We start from the raw sequence: 17,812 nt of genomic DNA, 5'->3' as shown, positions 1-17,812 counted from the left end.
TCAGATCTGCAGGTTCACGCGCACCCTCGCCTCGCCCGGGCCGGACTGCGCGACCGCGACGACCCGCCCGTCGATGCGCTGGAACCGCAGGTCCACGCGCGCATCGCCCACGCGCAGCCCCCGCAGATGCAGATGGTCGATGTCCGCCGGCAGCCGCGGCTGCACGATGTCGACCTCGCCGCGGATGCCGTCGACCCGCAGGCCCAGGCAAGCCTGCAGCAGCATGAACGCGGAGCCGGCCGCCCAGGCCTGCGGCAGGCAGGCCACCGGGTAGGCGATCGGCGATTCGCCGGGCTGGCGGTCGAAGCCGCAGAACAGCTCGGGCAGGCGCATGCCGAAATGCGCGGCGGCCTCGAACAGGTTGTCGAGGATGCGCACCACGCCGTCGCGCTCGCCGTAGCGCGCCATGCCCGCGGCGCACAGCGCCACGTCGTGCGGCCACACCGAGCCGTTGTGGTACGACATCGGATTGAAGCGCACCGCCTCGTCGGGCAGCGTGCGGATGCCCCAGCCCGATGCGAAGGCCGGCGCCAGCAGCTGGCGCCCGACGGCCAGCGCGCGGTCGCCCGCGGGCACGCCGGTGAACAGCAGATGCCCGGCGTTGGAGGCGCGCACGCGGCAGGGCCGGTTGGCGCCATCGATGGCGAGCGCATAGAACTGCAGGTCGTCGAGCCAGAAGCGCGCCTCGACGGCCTGTCGCACGGCCTCGGCGCGCTGGCGCCAGCGGCTCGCGCCGGGATCGTCGCGCCATTCGGCGATGAAGGCCATGGCGAGGAAGGCCGCATGGGCGTAGCCCTGCACCTCCACCAGCGCGATCGGCCCCTCGGGCGTGCGGCCGTCGGCATGGAAGATCGAGTCGTGGCTGTCCTTCCAGCCCTGATTGACGAGGCCGCTGGCCTCGCCGCGCTGGTAGGCGAGCAGGCCGTCGGGGTGGCGCGCCATGTTGCGCTCCATCCATTCGCAGGCGGCGCACAGCGGCCCCCAGATGCGCTCGATGGTCGCGCGGTCGCCGGTGCGCTGCGCGTAGGCGCCGGCCAGCGCCACGAAGAGCGGCGTGGTGTCGACGCCACCGTAGTACTGGCCGAAGGGCAGCTCGTCGACCGCGGCCATCTCGCCCTTGCGGGTCTCATGCATGATCTTTCCGGGCTCCGCATCGCGGAAGCTCGAGGTCTGGTGCGCCTGCCGCGCCGCGAGGAAGTCGAGCACGCCCTGCGCGAGCCGCGGGTCGATCCAGAGGGTCTGGAATGCCGTCACGATCGCATCGCGGCCGAAGGGTGTCGAGAACCACGGGATGCCCGCGTAGGGATACGGTCCGGTCGGCAGGTCGGTGGTGAGCAGCGCGAGGTCGGCGCGCGAGCGGTCGAGCCATGACTGGAACAGCCGCCCCGAGGCCTCCAGCCGCGCGCCGCGCCGCTGCCGCGCACGCATGCGCCAGCGCGCGAGCACGCCGGCCTCGCGGAAGCGCTCGGGCGTCGGCACCGCGGGCTCGGTGCCCACCTCCACATACAGCGTCCAGTGGCCGTGCGCGGCGAGCGGCACGCTGAACTCGGCGCTGCCGGCATCGATGCGCTGCGGCGGCTGCGAGAAGTCGATGCAGGCGTGCCGCAGCACCGTGTCGAGCCCCTGGTAGCGCAGCGCCACGCCCTGCGCGCGCACCTCGGGCGCGCCGAACTCGCCGCGCCGCGCGCGCCGCTGGCCGCGCACCTCGAACATGTCGCGGAAGTCGGCGCCGAACTGCAGCGCAAGCGGCGCCTGCGCGGGCTGGTCGCTGTAGTTGACGAGCCGGATGCGCTCGAACAGCCGCGCGTTCCAGAGAAAGCGCTTGCGCTCGAGATGGATCACGCCCTGCGGCATCGAGGTCGAGCCGAGCACCGGCAGCGGCCGGTTGGTGAGGTCGGCGGTGAAGAAGACGTTGTCGGCGCCCACGCCGCTCGACAGCAGCGAGGGCCGCGCGCCGTTGAGCCGCAGCACGAAGGTCGAGAGCATGCGCGTGTCGTGATGGAACAGGCCGTCCACGCCGCCGCTCACGTCGCCATGCGCATCCATCACGAAGTACGTGTCGCCCTCCTTGAGCACGAAGGCATGCTGCACGGCACGTTCGGGGGCCGGCTCGGCCTGGTCGGTCGCAGCCACTTCGCCGTTCATCGCTAGGCTGCCTCGCGGTAGAGCCGATGCTGCGGCGGCAGCTCACCGCCGTCGACGATGCGTCGGTACTGCTCGACGTAGGCGCTGGCCATCGCCTGCGCGGAGAAGCGGGCCTCGAAGGCGCGGCGCACGGCGCGCCGGTCGAGCCGGCCGATTGCATGCACGGACTCCACGGCCTGGGCCTCGTCCTCGACGATGAGGCCGCTCACGCCGTGCTCGATCACCTCGGGCACCGAGCCGCAGCGCCAGCCGATCACCGGCGTGCCGCAGGCCATGGCCTCGATCATCACGAGCCCGAAGGGTTCGGGCCAGTCGATCGGGAACAGCAGCGCGCGCGCCCCGCCGAGGAAGGCGGCCTTGTCGGCATCGCCGATCTCGCCGATGAACTCGACCAGCGGATGGTCGAGCATCGGGCGGATCTTCTGCTCGAAGTAGCGCGCGTCGGCCGCATCGACCTTGGCCGCGATCCGGATCGGCAGGCCCGCGCGCGTGGCGATCTCGATCGCGCGGTCCGGCCGCTTCTCGGGCGAGATCCGCCCGAGGAAGGCGAGGTAGCCGCCGGGTTCGGGCGCGAAGGCATAGGGCGCCTCGTCGAGGCCGTGCGGAATGGTCGCGAGCCAGTTGGCGAACGGCAGCGGCCGGCGCTGGTGCTTGGAGATGGAGATCAGCGGATAGCGGTTCCACCGCGTGTAGGCGCCCGGCAGGTCCGCGATGTCGAGGCGGCCGTGCAGCGTGGTGAGGGTACGTTCGGCCATGTCCTCGAAGAAGGGGAAGTGCAGCAGGTCGACGTGGAAGTGCAGCACGTCGAACTCGTGCGCCCGTCGTCGCACCTCGTGGAGCATGCTCAGGTGGCTCGCCAGGTCCGACTTGAGCGGCGCCGGGTCCAGGCGCAGCGCCTGCGCGCGCATCGGCGCGAGGCGGGCCCGGGTCTGGGTGTCGGCCGAGGCGAACAGCGTGACCTCGTGGCCCTGGTCGACCAGCGCGTTGGCGAGATGGGCGACGACCCGTTCGGTGCCGCCGTAGAGCCGCGGCGGCACGGCTTCGTAGAGGGGGGCGATCTGCGCGATCTTCATCGTCAAGACAATCTCCTCGCAAGGGAATGAATGGACAAGAAACAAGGCGGAGAAAAGGCGGCGCGCGGCAGGGCACGCGCCGCGTCCGGGCGGCTATTTTGAGCCGGCCGCGCGCGATTTCAAGAGCCGCTTCGCGCCGGCCGCCGCTTGCACGCGGCCGTTGCTTGTTCTAGATTTTTCGGCAGTTGCAAGGAGGTTGTTTCGAATGAACATTCTTGAAACCGTGGCCGACCAGTCCGACGCGATGCAACTGCCGCTCTACGCCGTGACCGTGACCGCGGTGGCGCGCGAAGAGGCGCCGGCGCTGCTGTCGCTGCACTGGCACGGGTTCTTGCGGCAGACGCCGCTGCAGATGCCCGGCCTCTCGCTGCCGGCGCGGCCGGTGCCGCAGTCGATGGCGCAGTTCGACCTGCCGCCGGGCGCCCCCGGCCGGTTCGACGAACTCGAGCGCGCGCTGCTCGAGGCCGCGTGGCAGCTCGGCGCCTGGGACGTCGAGCGGCTGGAGCGCCCGGCGTGGTGGCGCCTGGGCGCACCGGCCACCGAGGTGAGCGACGGCCGGCGCGCCTTCGGCTACTTCGACGAGGACGACACGAGCGACGACAGCCCGCACCTGATCGCCGAAGCGCCCGACCGCCAGGCGCTGATGCGCCTGGCCGCGCACCGCGGCTACCTGCGCTGGCTGTTCCGCCCGCGCAAGCGCGGCCTCTGGGCCGCGGTGCCCGACGGCGACGACGCCACGCTCGACGACAGCGGCGGCCGCGCACTGCCCTGCCCCGTCATGCCCGAGCCGCCGCATGCCGACGCGAGCGCGCACCGCACGGTCTACCGGCTCGGCCGCGCCGATCGCATCGTGCTCGGCGGACTCTGAAAAAAATCGTCACAAAAATTTTGGCGCGACGGGGTCTTGAAGCGCCGCGCGGGCGCCCATAGCTCTCGCGCGCCGGCATCTCTCGGTGCCGGAGTTTTGTTTTTTTGTTGATGACCTGCATCGCTTAGGAGATCGAACATGAAACTTCATCCCCTCTACGACCGGGTGATCGTCAAGCGGATCGAACAGCAGCGCAAGACGGCATCCGGCATCGTGATTCCCGACTCGGCGGCCGAGAAGCCCGAACAGGGCGAGGTGCTCTCGGTGGGCCAGGGCAAGCTGCTTGCCGACGGCACGCTGCGTCCCCTGCATCTGAAGGCGGGCGACCAGGTGCTCTTCGGCAAGTACGCAGGCCAGACGGTCAAGGTCGACGACGAGGAACTGCTGGTGCTGCGCGAGGACGATGTGCTCGCCGTCGTCGACGCGAGCGACCGCGGCGGCCTCAAGCGCGTCGCCTGAACACGATGTCGCCGTTGTCCAGAGAAAGCAAGAAGCAAGGAGTGATGAACAAATGACTGCCAAGGACGTCCGATTCCACGACAACGCCCGCCAGCGCATCGTCGCGGGCGTGAACATCCTCGCCGACGCGGTGAAGGTGACGCTCGGCCCGAAGGGCCGCAACGTGCTGCTCGAACGCAGCTTCGGCGCACCCACCATCACCAAGGACGGCGTGTCGGTGGCCAAGGAGATCGAGCTGGCCGACAAGTTCGAGAACATGGGCGCGCAGATCGTCAAGCAGGTGGCGTCGAAGACGGCCGACGTGGCCGGCGACGGCACCACCACCGCCACCGTGCTCGCGCAGGCGATCGTGCAGGAGGGCATGAAGCACGTGGCCTCGGGCATGAACCCGATGGACCTCAAGCGCGGCATCGACAAGGCCACCACCGCGGTGCTCGAGGAGCTGCGCAAGCTCTCGAAGCCGATCTCCACCGGCCGCGAGATCGCGCAGGTCGCCGCGCTCTCGGCCAACTCCGACGAGGCCATCGGCAAGATCATTGCCGACGCGATGGAGAAGGTGGGCAAGGAAGGCGTGATCACGGTCGAGGACGGCAAGTCGCTCGACAACGAGCTCGACGTGGTCGAGGGCATGCAGTTCGACCGCGGCTACCTGAGCCCCTACTTCATCAACGACCCCGAGAAGCAGGTCGCGCACCTCGATGATCCGCTCGTGCTGCTGCACGACAAGAAGATCTCGAACATCCGCGAGCTGCTGCCGGTGCTCGAGGCCGCCGCCAAGGCCGGCAAGCCGCTCCTCATCGTGGCCGAGGAAGTCGAGGGCGAGGCGCTCGCGACGCTGGTGGTCAACTCGATGCGCGGCGTGCTCAAGGTCGCGGCCGTCAAGGCGCCGGGCTTCGGCGACCGCCGCAAGGCGATGCTCGAGGACATCGCGGTGCTCACGGGCGCGACCGTGATCTCGGAGGAGACCGGCAAGCAGCTCGACAAGGCCACGCTCGAGGACCTCGGCCGCGCCAAGCGCATCGAGGTGCAGAAGGAGAACACGATCATCATCGACGGCGCGGGCGACCAGAAGCAGATCGACGCGCGCGTGAAGGCGATCCAGGCGCAGATCGAGCAGGCCACGAGCGACTACGACCGCGAGAAGCTGCAGGAGCGCGTGGCCAAGCTCGCGGGCGGCGTGGCGGTGATCCGCGTGGGTGCCGCGACCGAGGTCGAGATGAAGGAGAAGAAGGACCGCGTCGACGATGCGCTGCATGCCACCCGCGCAGCGGTGGCCGAGGGCATCGTGCCCGGCGGCGGCGTGGCGCTGCTGCGCGCCCGTGCCGCGGTCACGGAGCTCAAGGGCGCGAACGCCGACCAGGATGCGGGCATCCGCATCGCGCTGCGTGCGCTCGAGGCGCCGCTGCGCGCGATCGTCGCGAATGCCGGCGTCGAGCCGTCGGTGGTCGTGGCCAAGGTGCTCGAAGGCAAGGGCAACTACGGCTATGACGCCGCCACGGGCGAGTACGGCGACCTGGTCGAGATCGGCGTGGTCGACCCGACCAAGGTCACGCGCACCGCGCTGCAGAACGCGGCCTCGATCGCGGGGCTGATCCTCACGACCGATGCGACGGTGGCCGAGCTGCCGAAGCCGGCCGAGAAGGCACCGGCGATGCCGCCGGGCGGCATGGATTTCTGAGTCCCCGCACTTTTCTCCAAGGCCAGGCGGCGTCCCTCGCGGGACGCCGCTTTTTTTGTGGCGCGATCAGCGCTTCGCGTCCTTCAGGAAGCCGGGGGCGTTCTCGCCCTTGCCCGGTCGTGCTTCCGTGTCCGCCGCGGCGGCTTCTTCCTCGTCGGGGTCCGGCGTTTCGAGGTCGGTCGCGCGGACCTCGGCTTCGAGCGGCAAGGGGCGCTTGGCTTCATCCGGCGCGCGGGACGGGTCGGGGTTCTGTGCGGGCTTGGGGCTGGTCATCGCCGTCTCCTTGTGGGGGTGGAGCGACCGATTTTTCGAGCGTGCGGGGCGCATACCGGCAGGTTTGCCGCGCATGCCGGTGTCGGCCGCCGCCTTGTCGCGGCCGGCGACATCGCAGGCATGAAAAAGCCCGCGCGAGGCGGGCTTTGGAATGTGGTCGTGAACTCTTACGCGGTCCACGCTACGGCAAAGATTCGTTTGCGGAAGTCATTGTTGTTTTTCTCGTCGTATGACTTCGACGCGCTGGTGTGAGATTCAGCTTGCCTGGCCAGGCAACGCCCAGATGGTCTGGGCGAGGCGCGATTGTAGCAGAGCGCCCGACGCGGTCCGCGCGGGGACTCAGGCCGGCAGACCCTCGGCGCGGCGGTCCGCGCGGATCGTGCGGTGCAGAAGTGCCAGCGCCGCCTGCTGCTCCGCGTCGTTTCCGCCGAGCAGCACGTCCTCGAGCAGGCCGTCGCCGTGCAGGACGCGCACCGCGATGCAGTCGCCCACCGCCACGCGCCGCTGCACCGCGCCGATCTCTGCGATCAGCTCGGCACCGGCGAAAAGGCAAACTTCTTTACTCATGCGGCGAATGTAAATCTGCCTTGGAGCCCTGCGGTGGTGTTAACAAACATCCATGGCGAATCCGTGACAAAGGTCGCAGGATGACCGCGGCCCTGGCGCGGCGCCTGCCAGGCTTCAGCGCAGCGCCCTGGTCGCGAGCGCGCCCAGCGCGCGCAGGCCCTTCTCGACGCCCGCGTCCCAGCCATGGCCGCCGCTCAGGCGCATGCAGTGGGCGTAGCGCCCGCTGGCCGAGAACACCACGCCGGGCGCGAAGCACACGCCCTTCTTCAGCGCCTGGCCGAACAGCGCGCGCGTGTCGACCGGCCGGGGCAGTTCGACCCAGAGCACGAAGTTGCCCGCGGGCCGCGAGATCTTGGTGCCCGGTGGGAAGGCCTGCTCGATCACGCGCGACATGCGTTCCAGCGTGTCGGCGAACTCGCGCCGCAGTCGACGCAGGTGGCGGTCGTACTCGCCGCTCGACAGGAATTCGGCGAGCGCGACCTGCGTCAGCACCGGGGTGGCCAGCGTCGAGGCGAACTTGCTCTCGAGCACCCGCGCCATGTGACGCCCCGGCACGATCCAGCCGATGCGATAGCCCGGGGCCAGGGTCTTCGAGAACGAGCCGCAGTAGATGGTGTTGTCGTGGCGGTCGAGCGCGCTGAACGGCACCGGCCGTTCCTCGCCGAAATGGATGTCGCCGTAGACGTCGTCCTCGATCAGCGGCACGCGGTGCTTCGCGAGCAGGCGCAGCACCGCGAGGCGGTTGGCGCGCGGCATCGTGAAGCCCATCGGATTCTGGAAGCTCGACGCCAGCACGCAGGCGCGCACCCGGCCGGCGGCGAGCACGTCGCGCAGCGCGTCGACCACCACGCCGGTGGCGGCATCGGTGGGCAGCTCCACCGCCCGCAGGCCGCGCATGCGCAGCACCTGCAGCAGGCCGAAGTAGGTGGGCGATTCGATCGCGACCGCGTCACCCGGCTCGGTGACCGCGTCGAGCGCGAGCGCGAGCGCTTCGGTGCAGCCGCAGGTGATCGCGATGCCGTCGGGCGGCAGCGCCTGGCCGAAGCGCATGGCGCGGCGCGCGATCTCGCTGCGCAGCGCGGGCTCGCCCCTGGGCGGCGAATAGTTGTTGAGCTGCGCGCCCTTGGTGCGCGCGGTGCGCGCGAGGATGCGGTCGAGCTTCGGCGAGGCGAGGATGCGCGGGCTCGGGATGGCGCAGCCCAGCGGCACATAGGCCTCGTTCGACGCGTTCTCGAGCAGTTGCAGCATCAGCCCCGACACCGCGACCTTGGCCGGGCGCAGCGGCGGTCGCGTGGGCGCGGGCAGCGGCAGCGCCGCGGCCGCGCGCGCGACGTAGTAGCCCGACTGCGGCCGCGCCTCGAGCACGCCGCGGTCCTCGAGCAGCCGGTAGGCCTGCACCGCGGTGCTCAGGCTCGTGCGGTGCTGCGTGCTGATCTCGCGCAGCGACGGCGCGCGGCTGCCGGCCGGCAGCGTCCCGGCCTTCACCAGGCCGGCGATGAAATCGGCCAGCGCCTCGTAGCGGAAGCGCCCGGCGGGCTGCGGGTCGGCATCGGCCGCGGCATGGGTCTCGAGCGTCATGGCCTCAACTGTACTGGTTGGAATTTCAGAAAACTGTGGCTGTTATCTTCGGCCGCAAGCTTGCACCATTGGCCGCTGGCACACAAGAAGGAATGCAAAGCGCGCCATGGAGCGATTTCCGAGCAACGACATCATCTCGCTGGTGGCGAGCGCACCGCGCCACGACCTGGCCGAAAGCGTGGGACCGAGCCTGCGGCTCGGCGAGCTGTTCGGCCGGGACATGGCCGAGCTCGCCGACCTGCCGCTGAACTACGGCAGCGCGGCCGGCGACGCCGAGCTGCGCGCGCTGATCGCCGCGCGGCACCGCGTGAGCGCCGAGGACGTGGTCGTCACCGTCGGCGGCATGCATGCGCTGTTCCTGCTCGCCTTCACGCTCTGCGGCCCCGGCGACGAGGCGGTGATCGCGGAACCCGCCTTTCCGCTCGCGCGCAACACGCTCGGCGCGGTCGGCGCGACGGTGCGCCCGCTGCCGCTGCGCTTCGACGACGGCTACCGGCTCGACCCCGAGGCGCTGCGCGCGCTGCTGACGCCGAAGACCCGCATCGTCAGCCTGGCGTCGCCGCAGAACCCCTCGGGCGTCGCGATCCCCGCGTCGACGCTGCGCGAGGTGGCCGAGCTGATGCGCACGCATGCGCCGGATGCCTGGCTGGTGGTCGACGAGACCTACCGCGAGGCGGCCTACGGCGACAACCGCACGATGCCGAGCGCCAGCGCGGCGGGTCCGCGCGTGGTCACGGTGGCTTCGCTCTCCAAGTGCCATGGCGCCGCGGGGCTGCGCATCGGCTGGGCGATCACGCGCGACCCCGTCCTGCGGCAGTCGCTGGTGACGGCGAAGTTCAACACCGTGATCTCGTGCTCGCCGCTCGACGAGCGCATGGCGCTCGCGGTGCTGCGGCAGGGCGAGCACATCGTGGGTGCGCGGCGGCGGCATCTCGCGCACAACCTGCAGACGCTCGAGGCCTGGATCGGACGCCATGCCGCCGAACTCGAATGGGTGCGCCCCGATGCGGGCGCGCTGTGCTGCGTGCGGCTGAAGCCGGCGGTGTACGACGACGACGATGCGCCGCAACGCTTCCAGGCCGCGCTGCAGGAACGCGGCATCCGGCTGGCGCCGGGCACGTGGTTCGGCGACGAGCCCCGCGTGTTCCGCCTCGGCTTCGGCCTGGCGACGAACGCCGAACTCGCCGCGGCGCTCGAGGGCGTGGGCGCGGCGCTGCGGCAGGCGGCCGACTGAAGCGCGCGCCGCCGCCGGCCTCACTCGGCCGGGGGCGGCTTGCGCAGGCCCGCGACCAGCCGGGTCAGCAGTTCGCCGAGCTGCTTCTGGTCCTTCTGGCTCAGCGATGCCAGGGCACGCTGCTCGTTCGCGACGTGCAGCGGCAGCATCCTGTCGATGAGCGCGAGGCCGGCCGGCGTGAGCCTCACCAGGATGCTGCGCCGGTCGCCGGGCGCGGGACCGCGCTCGATCAGCCCCTTGCGCTCGAGCCGGTCCAGCCGGCTGGTCATGGCGCCGGACGACAGCATCAGGCCTCCGTAGAGCTCGGTCGGCGTGAGCGCATAGGGCTTGCCCGAGCGGCGCAGGGTGGCGATCACGTCGAACTCCCCCTGGTGCAGCTCGAACTGCGCCGCCAGGGGCGGGAACCAGTCGCGCTCCAGCAGGTGCGCCGCTTCCAGCAGGCGGCCCACCAGCGCCATGACCCTGGCGTCCACATCGGGGCGCTCCCGCTTCCACTCCTCTTCCGCGCGTTGGGCTCGATCCGACATGGTGTCTCTGCATGAAGTTACTTGATCTGCCGTGAATGTTAACTGCTTGCGTGGCCTGCAGTGTCGCACATATGATTTGATATCAAGATACTTTATAGAGAGATAGATCGATGCATCGCGTTCGTTGTCAGAGGTGGGTGCTCGGCGCCGCCGTCGTGGGCCTGGCGCTCAACCTGCGCCCGGCGCTCGCGGCCATCGGGCCGCTGCTGGACAGCATCGAGGCGGCGACGGGGCTGTCGCACACCGGGCTCGGCCTGCTGACCACCTGGCCGGTGCTGGTGATGGGCCTCTGCGCGCTCGGAGGGCGGCAGCTCGCCGGCTGGCTGGGCGAACGCGGCGGCGTCGGCCTGGGCATGGCCCTGGTCTGCACGGCCAGTGCCGCGCGCCTCGGCGCCACGGGACGCCATGGGCTGTTGCTCACAGCGCTGGCCGCGGGCGTGGGCATCGCGCTGGTGCAGACGCTGCTGCCGGCCTTCATCAAGCGCCGGTTCGGCGCGAACGCGGGCGCGCTCATCGCGCTCTACACCACCGGCATCATGGCGGGCGCCGCGATCGCCGCGGCGTCGGCGGCCGGGCTCTCGGCGCGCTGGGGCTGGCCGGCGGCCCTCGCCGTCTGGGCGCTTCCTGCCCTGTTCGCGCTGCCGCTGTGGCTCTGGGCCACGCGGGCGGCGGCCCTGCCTGCGCCCGCCGCCTTCGCCGCCGCCCCGGCGCCGCGCCGCAGCTTCCGGCGCAACCTGCGCGCCTGGGAGCTGATGGCGTTCTTCGGCATCGGCACGGGCGCGTACACGCTGGTGCTGGCATGGCTGCCGCCGTTCTACACCAGCCTGGGCTGGTCGCCGTCCGCGGCCGGACTGCTGCTCGGCGGGCTGACGCTGACCGAGGTGGCCGCGGGCCTGGCCGTGTCGGCCTGGATCGGCCGCTTTCCGGACCGCCGCGGGCCGCTGCTCGCGGTGCTCGCCCTGCTGATCGCCGGCCTGGCCTGCCTGATCGCCGCGCCCGCGTCGCTGGCGCTGCCCGCCTGCCTCCTGCTGGGCGCGGGCATCGGCGCGCTGTTCCCGCTGTCGCTGATCGTGACGCTGGACCACATCGACGATCCGGCGGAGGCCGGCGCGCTCGCCGCCTTCGTGCAGGGCGGCGGCTACGTCATCGCGAGCCTGATGCCGCTGCTCGCGGGCATGCTGCGCGACCGGTTCTCGGACCTCGTGGAGGCATGGATCGCGATGCTGGCCGGGGCCGTCCTGCTCCTGATGCTGTGCCTGCGCTTCTCGCCGGCCTCCTACCGCCGGATCGACCGCTGAAATGCCGGCACCGCGCCGCGCGCCGATGCGTCAGGCGTGCACCCTCACGGCATTGCGCCCTTCCTGCTTGGCGACGTAGAGCGCCTCGTCCGCGGCCCGCAGAAGTTCGAAGGGCGTGCTGTCGGGCTCGGGAACCCAGGCCGCCACGCCGAGGCTGACGGAGACGGTGCCCAGCGCCGAGGCCGCATGCGGAATCCGCAGGTCGAAGACGGCCAGCCGCACCCGCTGCGCGACCTCGTGCGCGCCCTCGGCATCGGTCGCAGGCAGCAGCAGCACCATCTCCTCGCCGCCGTAGCGCGCGGCCAGATCGCCCGCGCGCCACACCGCGGTGCGCAGCGCCCGCGCGACCTGCCGCAGGCATTCGTCGCCTTCGAGGTGGCCGTACAGATCGTTGTACTTCTTGAACTCGTCGACGTCGACCATCACCACGGCCAGCGGCGTCCGGCTCGCCTTCGCCTGCTCGAAGTTCTGCAGCAGGCGCGCATCGAAGGCGCGGCGGTTGGCCAGGCCGGTGAGCCCGTCTTCCTGCGCCAGATGCTCCAGGCGCTCGTTGGCTTCCGTCAGCGCGTCCCGGGCACTGCGCAGGTGCAGCTCGGCCACCAGCCGCTTGCGCATCGAGCGGACCAGGTAGCGCCCCGCCACGCCGATCACCAGGCAGAGCAGGACCACCCAGCTCGTCTGGTAGATCGAGGCCGACTTCCATTCCTGCAGCGCCTCGTCCTTGCCGACGGCGACGGTCACGAGCAGCGGATAGTCCGGCAGGTGCTCGAAGCTGATGATCCGCTTCACGCCGTCGATGGAGGAACGCCCCTCGACCGTGCCCGAACGCGCGGCCTGGAAGCGCTGCTGCAGCGGCGAGCCCGGGGTGCGCTTTCCGAGGTCGGCCTCCTTGAAGGGGCGGCGCACCAGGAGCTGGTCGCTCCGGAACAGCGCGATCGCGCCCTGCTCGCCGATCTGGAAGCGCTCGAGCAGGTCCAGCAGATGCCTGACGCTGAGCGTGACCAGCACGACCCCGGCGAAGTTGCCGTCCGGGTCGTTGATCCTTCGGGAGACCGGGATCACCCACTCGCCGGACGAGCGGCTCACGATCGGGGCGCTGATCAGCGTGCGCGTGCTGGGACTGTCGCGGTGCTGGATGAAGTACGCGCGGTCCGAGTTGTTGCGGTTGCCGGCCGCGTAGGCTTCGGAGTGGACCAGCCAGCGGCCCTCCGCGTCGTAGATGAAGAGTCCCTTGATCGCCTGGACCTCAGTCGCATGGTTCACGAGCACCGGTTGCAGGCGCTGCAGCGTGTCCGGCGTGATGTCCGCGCGCTCGAGTTCGAAGACGATGCCCGAGAGGATGTGCTCGGCCAGCACCACGGTGCTCTCGATCTGCTGGCTGACCGCGCGTGCGAGGTTGGTGTTCGCGCGCGCGATCTGCTCGTCCTCGGCCGTGCGCGCGCGGACGATGAGCCATGCGTTCATGACCAGCAAGGCGAGGCACACGAAGACGACGAACAGGGTGGTCCCCGCGATGACGCGGCTTCGCTGCCTGTCGGTCTTGCGCGCCAGGGCGGTCGGGTCGTTCGCCGACCATGGACCGAAGGCGCTGTCCGGCGGCGTCTCGGCTGGCGTGACGGGAGAGGCGTTTTTTCTCATCGAAGGCGGGGGCCCTTTGGGAATATCGGCGGTCTCGCTCGAGGCGCGATGCGCGCGCATGGCCCTCATCATCGCATCGGCCGCGATCCCCGTGCGTCGCGGCGGTGATCACCGCCGCGCGGCAGGCCGTTCAGGGGCGGGCCGCGCGTTGCCTTCCGTGGCCCCGCACCGCGGTCGGCGCGAAGCCGAAGCGCTCGCGAAAGCGCACCGCGAAGCGCGACGGCGAGGCATAGCCGACTTGGGCGGCGATCTCCGCCACCGGCCGGGCGGTGGCCTGCAGCAGGATCAGCGCGGCGGACATCCTGGCATCCACCAGCAGTTGCGCGAAGGTGGTCGCCTCCGCGGCGAGCCGGCGCCGGAAGGTCGCGGCAGACATCGCCAATTCGCGCGCGACGCGATCCGCCGTCCATTCGGCCTCGAGGCCGCCCGCGATCAGCGCGCGGACCTGCGCGGAGACGCTCGGCCTGCACGGCTGGCTGTGCAGCACGACGCCCTCCTCCAGCAGCCAGTGCATCACCTCCAGCATGCGCTGGCGCGCCACCGCGGCCGGTATCGGCGGGTCGAGCGCCAGTGTCTCCGAAGCCCGCGCGAAGGCGGCCGCCAGGGTGTCGGGCACCTGCGGGAGCAGGCGAGCCGGCGCCGGCGCCCGCCCCGGAACGAGGAGGGCCGCGGCCTGGCCGCGCCAGTAGGCGTCGTCGAGCAGCGACGGGTCGAACACCAGCCAGCGCGCGTCGTAGCGGGTGCCCGGCGCGACGCTGTTCAGGAAGTCCACCGCCTGGTTGCCGGCGAGCGCGATCGCCTGGCCCGGCCGCGCGCGCACCGGCGTGCCCCGCGCCGGTCGCACCTCCTTGACGCCATGGGCGACGAGGATGAGCACCGGATGCGCGACCTGCATGCGCAGGATCTGCAGGCTGCTCGACTGGAGCACGCGCGCGGCCGCGCCCACCCCGGGCCGGACGTGAAGTTCCCGCGCCAGCGCGGCAGGGTCGGCCGGCCAGCCGCTTGCGTTCGGGTCGGTTCCGGGCGCCTCGAAATGCACGCCGGGCAGTCTATCGCTGCGGATCGCTCGCGGCCATCGCGCGGCGGTAGGCGGGCCGTTCGCCGATCCGCTGCAGATAGGCCCGGATGTTCGGACGCGGCCCGAGGTCGATCGGCAGGAAGAAGCGCATGGTGGTGAACGACACCACCGTCATCACGTCGGCCGCGGTGAACGCCGCACCGGCGAGATAGGGCGCCTCGCCCAGCCGGGTCTCCACGGCCTCGACGACGCGCGCGAGCCGCCCCTGCACCGCCGCCTGCACCGGATGGCCGGCCGGCAGCTGCGCCCGGTCCATGAACATCGCGCGGCCGATCGCCGGCTGCAGGTTGCCGTTGGAGAAATGGAACCAGTACAGGAACTGCGCGAAGTCGGGATGCTCGGCCGCCAGCTTCAGGCGCCCGCCGCCGTGCCTGGCGATGATGTATTCGACGATGGCCGCCGATTCGGCGAGCTTCAGCCCGCCGTCCTCGATGACCGGCGCGGCGCCGAGCGGATGCACGGCCTGCAGCGCGGGCGGCGCCAGCTGCGTGACGGGATCGCGCTCGTAGCGCACGAGCCGGTAGCGCAGCCCCAGCTCCTCGCAGAGCCACACGATGCGCTCGGACTGGGAGCGGCCCAGATGGTGAATGGTGATCATGGGACCCAGTCTAGGCAGCGCGCCCTCGAGGGACCGTGCGGCGGCAGTCGTTCTCGGTGCCGATCCGATCAATCCGCCACCTCCCCGCGAAACGGGCGCCCCGGTCGGGCGCCGGCGACCTCGCCGGTATCATTCCAGGCCCCCGCCATGCCATCGCTCCTGCGCCACGCCCTGATCCGACTGCTGCTGCTGGCCGTGTTCTTCCACACGGTCATCGGCATGCCTGCCCACCAGGCGGCGCACCAGCAGCAGGCCGTGGCGGCGCTTGCAGGCGCGCCCGCGGCCGACGAGGCCATGGACGCGGAGCACGGCAGCGAGGTCCACGCCGCCTGCGCCTGGTGCCTCGCCTATGCGCAACTCGGCAACGCGCCGGCCTCGCTGGCGGCCGCGGTCATCGCGGTGCCGCGGGCCGAGCTGCCGCGGCCGCAGGCACGGGAGGCATTCGTCCCCGACCCGTGCCGCTGGCCCTTCGCCGCGCGCGACCCGCCCCGCGCCATCGCCTGAACCCCGCCGCTGCGGCGGGGCCTTCGCTTCCAGTCCCGTCCCGCGGCCCGGCATGAACCGTGCGCCCGGGTCGCTGCGCGCCGGGCATTCGCCGCGCGCCGCCACGCCCTTCCCTTTTCTCTTCGAGTCGGCTCATGACCCCCATCCAACGTCCCGCGCCCGGTGCGCCCCTTCCCCTGGCCGTCGCGCTGGCAGCGCTGTTCGCCGGCCCCGTCTTCGCCCAATCGACAGGGGCGCCGGCCGCGGCCGAACTGTCGACCATCGAGGTCATCGGCCGCACCGAATCGGGCGCCTACCACGCCGACGACGCGGCGGGCGCCAAGACCGAGCTGCCGCTGCGCGAGCTGCCGCAATCGGTGCGCATCGTCACGCGCCAGGCCATCGACGACCTGGGCGCCACCCGGCTCGACGACGTGCTCGACTACGTCGGCGGCGTTTCGCGCCAGAACAACTTCGGCGGCCTCTGGGACAACATCGCGATCCGCGGCCTGCCGGGCAACGAGAGCACCGGCATGGCCACGCTGCTCAACGGCTTCTCGTCGAACCGCGGCTTCAACGCCCCGCGCGACCTCGCGGGCGTCGAGCGCATCGAGTTCCTCAAGGGCACCGCCGCGGCGCTCTACGGCAGCAGCGAGCCCGGTGGCACGCTGAACATCGTCTCCAAGCGGCCGCTGTGGAAGGCCGCGCATTCGGTCGAAGGCTATGCCGGCAGCCATGGCCTGCGCCGCGGTGCATTCGACAGCACGGGACCGGTCGGGGAAAACTTCGCCTACCGGCTCAACGCGGCGGTGGAGGACCGCGACAGCTTCCGGGACCATGTGCGCTCCGAACGCCGCGTGATCGCGCCCGCCTTCGCATGGAAGCTCGGCCGCGACACGCTGCTCGACTACACGGGCGAGGTGCTGCGGCACCGGACGCCGCTCGACCGCGGCGTGGTCGCGGTCGACAACCGGCTCGGCGCGATCCCGCGCAGCCGCTTCCTGGGCGAGCCGGCCGACGGCGACGTGACCGTGGAGAACCACACGCACCAGTTCGTGCTGTCGCACGAATGGAACGCCGACTGGCGCAGCCGGATCGGCCTGTCCTACCGCGAGACCTCGATCGAGGGCTTCGCCACCGAAGCGCACGCGCTGCAGGCGAACGGCAACCTGACGCGCCAGCGGCGCTACCGCGGCTTCGATTCGCACGACACGGCCCTGCAGGTGGAGCTGCAGGGCAAGGTGCAGACGGGCGCCATCGCGCACGAGCTGCTCTTCGGCGCGGAGAGCTTCCGCTTCGCGATGGATTCGGTGATGCTGCGCGCCAATCCCAGCGCCGCGCGGCCCTATGCCATCAACATCTACAACCCGGTCTACGGGCAGGTCCAGCCGGTGCCGGGCGCCAACACCGACACGCTCGAACACCAGCGCGGCACCGCGTTCTACGTGCAGGACGCGATCCGGCTGGCACCCGAATGGCGCCTGGTCGCCGGCGTGCGCGTGGACAACTACCGCCAGTCGCTGCGCAACCGCCGCACCGGCACCACGGCGAGCCAGGACCCGTCGGCCACCTCGCCGCGCATCGGGGTGAGCTGGCTGCCGACGCCGCAGTGGACCTTCTATGCGAACGCGGGCCGCTCGTTCCGGCCGAACGTGGGCTCGGACTTCGCCGCCAACAGCTTCCGGCCCGAGACCGGCCGCGCGCTGGAGCTCGGCGCCAAATGGGAAAGCGCCGACCAGCGCATCGGCGCCACGGCCGCGCTGTTCGACATCCGCAAGCGCAACGTGCTGACCTCCGACCCCGTGAACACCGGCTACTCGGTCGCGGCCGGCGAGATCCGCAGCCGCGGCCTGGAGCTCGACTTCGCCGGCCAGGTCACGAAGCACTGGCGCGTCAATGCGAGCCTGGTGTTGAACGACGTGGAGATCGCCAGGGACCACAGCCTCGAGGTCGGCGGACGCCTGCTCAACGTGCCGAAGGTCAACGGCAGCGTGCTGGCGGTCTACGAGGACGCCCTGGCCAACGGCCAGCGCTATGGCATCGGCGGCGGCATCACCCACGTCGGCAGGCGGCTGGGCCAGGCCCGCACGCAGGCCGAAGCCGGTGCCGGCACGCCGGCCTTCGACCTGCCCGGCTACACCACGGCCAAGCTGGTCGCCTACTGGCGCTTCAGCCCCGCGCTGCGCCTCACGCTCGACGTGGACAACCTGTTCGACAGGACCTACTACGCGAGCTCCTACAGCCGCGTCTGGGTCACGCCCGGCACCGCGCGCAGCATCACCCTCGGCCTGCAGGCCCGGTTCTGAACGCAAGGA

Annotated in this window: 16 protein-coding genes; 7 read left to right on the top strand and 9 right to left on the bottom strand. The window is 71.3% G+C overall.

Annotation, left to right across the window (positions count from 1 at the left end):
- Positions 1-2,145, bottom strand: coding sequence for an amylo-alpha-1,6-glucosidase (locus M2165_RS00310; protein WP_280812667.1), 2,145 nt, complete (start codon positions 2,143-2,145; stop codon positions 1-3).
- 2 nt (positions 2,146-2,147) lie between these two features.
- The gene (locus M2165_RS00305) at positions 2,148-3,218 is read right to left on the bottom strand and encodes a glycosyltransferase family 4 protein (protein WP_280813145.1); all 1,071 of its coding nucleotides are present in this window, start codon (positions 3,216-3,218) and stop codon (positions 2,148-2,150) included.
- 205 nt (positions 3,219-3,423) lie between these two features.
- On the opposite strand from M2165_RS00305, the gene M2165_RS00300 reads away from it, so the two are divergent.
- The 3 genes from M2165_RS00300 to groL all read left to right on the top strand — a co-directional run bounded on the left by M2165_RS00300 (position 3,424) and on the right by groL (position 6,223).
- Complete coding sequence (locus M2165_RS00300; RefSeq protein WP_280812666.1) at positions 3,424-4,086, top strand: diguanylate cyclase; 663 nt, start codon at positions 3,424-3,426, stop codon at positions 4,084-4,086.
- Between the two features lie 138 nt (positions 4,087-4,224).
- The gene (locus tag M2165_RS00295; protein ID WP_280812665.1) at positions 4,225-4,545 is read left to right on the top strand and encodes a co-chaperone GroES; all 321 of its coding nucleotides are present in this window, start codon (positions 4,225-4,227) and stop codon (positions 4,543-4,545) included.
- 52 nt (positions 4,546-4,597) lie between these two features.
- On the top strand, positions 4,598-6,223 hold the full coding sequence (gene groL, locus M2165_RS00290) for a chaperonin GroEL (RefSeq protein ID WP_280812664.1): 1,626 nt from the start codon (positions 4,598-4,600) through the stop codon (positions 6,221-6,223).
- 66 nt (positions 6,224-6,289) lie between these two features.
- Here the strand turns inward: groL and M2165_RS00285 are convergent, their stop codons facing one another.
- From M2165_RS00285 to M2165_RS00275, 3 genes are all read right to left on the bottom strand, one after another.
- On the bottom strand, positions 6,290-6,496 hold the full coding sequence (locus tag M2165_RS00285) for a hypothetical protein (RefSeq protein WP_280812663.1): 207 nt from the start codon (positions 6,494-6,496) through the stop codon (positions 6,290-6,292).
- A gap of 339 nt (positions 6,497-6,835) precedes the next feature.
- A complete protein-coding gene (locus M2165_RS00280) occupies positions 6,836-7,063 on the bottom strand; it encodes a hypothetical protein (RefSeq protein ID WP_280812662.1) in 228 nt (75 codons plus the stop codon).
- A 114-nt stretch (positions 7,064-7,177) separates the two neighbouring features.
- Complete coding sequence (locus tag M2165_RS00275; RefSeq protein WP_280812661.1) at positions 7,178-8,641, bottom strand: PLP-dependent aminotransferase family protein; 1,464 nt, start codon at positions 8,639-8,641, stop codon at positions 7,178-7,180.
- Positions 8,642-8,747: 106 nt separating this feature from the next.
- Between M2165_RS00275 and M2165_RS00270 the strand changes: the two genes are divergently transcribed.
- Positions 8,748-9,875, top strand: a complete 1,128-nt coding sequence (locus M2165_RS00270) for a pyridoxal phosphate-dependent aminotransferase (RefSeq protein ID WP_280812660.1) — start codon at positions 8,748-8,750, stop codon at positions 9,873-9,875.
- A gap of 20 nt (positions 9,876-9,895) precedes the next feature.
- On the opposite strand, the gene M2165_RS00265 is transcribed toward M2165_RS00270, so the two are convergent.
- Positions 9,896-10,402 carry a MarR family transcriptional regulator gene (locus tag M2165_RS00265; protein WP_280812659.1) on the bottom strand — a complete coding sequence of 169 codons (507 nt, stop codon included), beginning with the start codon at positions 10,400-10,402 and terminating at the stop codon, positions 9,896-9,898.
- A gap of 110 nt (positions 10,403-10,512) precedes the next feature.
- Between M2165_RS00265 and M2165_RS00260 the strand changes: the two genes are divergently transcribed.
- Positions 10,513-11,700 carry an MFS transporter gene (locus tag M2165_RS00260; RefSeq protein WP_280812658.1) on the top strand — a complete coding sequence of 396 codons (1,188 nt, stop codon included), beginning with the start codon at positions 10,513-10,515 and terminating at the stop codon, positions 11,698-11,700.
- Positions 11,701-11,730: 30 nt separating this feature from the next.
- Here the strand turns inward: M2165_RS00260 and M2165_RS00255 are convergent, their stop codons facing one another.
- The 3 genes from M2165_RS00255 to M2165_RS00245 form a co-directional block, all read right to left on the bottom strand.
- Positions 11,731-13,338, bottom strand: coding sequence for a diguanylate cyclase (locus M2165_RS00255; protein WP_280812657.1), 1,608 nt, complete (start codon positions 13,336-13,338; stop codon positions 11,731-11,733).
- Between the two features lie 130 nt (positions 13,339-13,468).
- Positions 13,469-14,377 (bottom strand): helix-turn-helix transcriptional regulator, encoded by a 909-nt coding sequence (locus M2165_RS00250; RefSeq protein ID WP_280812656.1) that lies wholly within the window; start codon positions 14,375-14,377, stop codon positions 13,469-13,471.
- A 10-nt stretch (positions 14,378-14,387) separates the two neighbouring features.
- Positions 14,388-15,014, bottom strand: coding sequence for a glutathione S-transferase family protein (locus M2165_RS00245; RefSeq protein WP_280812655.1), 627 nt, complete (start codon positions 15,012-15,014; stop codon positions 14,388-14,390).
- A 147-nt stretch (positions 15,015-15,161) separates the two neighbouring features.
- Here M2165_RS00245 and M2165_RS00240 point away from each other — a divergent pair, with 147 nt between their 5' ends.
- Positions 15,162-15,518: a DUF2946 family protein gene (locus tag M2165_RS00240; RefSeq protein ID WP_280812654.1), complete on the top strand. Its 357-nt coding sequence runs from the start codon at positions 15,162-15,164 to the stop codon at positions 15,516-15,518.
- 134 nt (positions 15,519-15,652) lie between these two features.
- Positions 15,653-17,803 carry a TonB-dependent siderophore receptor gene (locus M2165_RS00235; protein ID WP_280812653.1) on the top strand — a complete coding sequence of 717 codons (2,151 nt, stop codon included), beginning with the start codon at positions 15,653-15,655 and terminating at the stop codon, positions 17,801-17,803.
- Positions 17,804-17,812: the final 9 nt, after the last annotated feature.

Origin of the sequence: Variovorax sp. TBS-050B, assembly GCF_029893635.1 — a bacterium.
In the GTDB taxonomy this organism is placed as follows: Bacteria; Pseudomonadota; Gammaproteobacteria; order Burkholderiales; family Burkholderiaceae_C; genus Variovorax.
The sequence above is the reverse complement of the archived record's forward strand: the minus strand, read 5'-3'. Positions and strand labels throughout refer to the sequence as shown.

What these genes read in the sequence shown, in the direction of transcription:
- M2165_RS00260 (WP_280812658.1), top strand. Translation starts at nt 10,513, where the DNA reads ATGCATCGCGTTCGTTGTCAGAGGTGGGTGCTCGGCGCCGCCGTCGTG.
- M2165_RS00310 (WP_280812667.1), bottom strand. Translation starts at nt 2,145, where the DNA reads ATGAACGGCGAAGTGGCTGCGACCGACCAGGCCGAGCCGGCCCCCGAA.
- M2165_RS00295 (WP_280812665.1), top strand. Translation starts at nt 4,225, where the DNA reads ATGAAACTTCATCCCCTCTACGACCGGGTGATCGTCAAGCGGATCGAA.
- M2165_RS00255 (WP_280812657.1), bottom strand. Translation starts at nt 13,338, where the DNA reads ATGAGAAAAAACGCCTCTCCCGTCACGCCAGCCGAGACGCCGCCGGAC.
- groL (WP_280812664.1), top strand. Translation starts at nt 4,598, where the DNA reads ATGACTGCCAAGGACGTCCGATTCCACGACAACGCCCGCCAGCGCATC.
- M2165_RS00245 (WP_280812655.1), bottom strand. Translation starts at nt 15,014, where the DNA reads ATGATCACCATTCACCATCTGGGCCGCTCCCAGTCCGAGCGCATCGTG.
- M2165_RS00240 (WP_280812654.1), top strand. Translation starts at nt 15,162, where the DNA reads ATGCCATCGCTCCTGCGCCACGCCCTGATCCGACTGCTGCTGCTGGCC.
- M2165_RS00275 (WP_280812661.1), bottom strand. Translation starts at nt 8,641, where the DNA reads ATGACGCTCGAGACCCATGCCGCGGCCGATGCCGACCCGCAGCCCGCC.
- M2165_RS00280 (WP_280812662.1), bottom strand. Translation starts at nt 7,063, where the DNA reads ATGAGTAAAGAAGTTTGCCTTTTCGCCGGTGCCGAGCTGATCGCAGAG.
- M2165_RS00265 (WP_280812659.1), bottom strand. Translation starts at nt 10,402, where the DNA reads ATGTCGGATCGAGCCCAACGCGCGGAAGAGGAGTGGAAGCGGGAGCGC.
- M2165_RS00300 (WP_280812666.1), top strand. Translation starts at nt 3,424, where the DNA reads ATGAACATTCTTGAAACCGTGGCCGACCAGTCCGACGCGATGCAACTG.
- M2165_RS00270 (WP_280812660.1), top strand. Translation starts at nt 8,748, where the DNA reads ATGGAGCGATTTCCGAGCAACGACATCATCTCGCTGGTGGCGAGCGCA.
- M2165_RS00235 (WP_280812653.1), top strand. Translation starts at nt 15,653, where the DNA reads ATGACCCCCATCCAACGTCCCGCGCCCGGTGCGCCCCTTCCCCTGGCC.
- M2165_RS00305 (WP_280813145.1), bottom strand. Translation starts at nt 3,218, where the DNA reads ATGAAGATCGCGCAGATCGCCCCCCTCTACGAAGCCGTGCCGCCGCGG.
- M2165_RS00285 (WP_280812663.1), bottom strand. Translation starts at nt 6,496, where the DNA reads ATGACCAGCCCCAAGCCCGCACAGAACCCCGACCCGTCCCGCGCGCCG.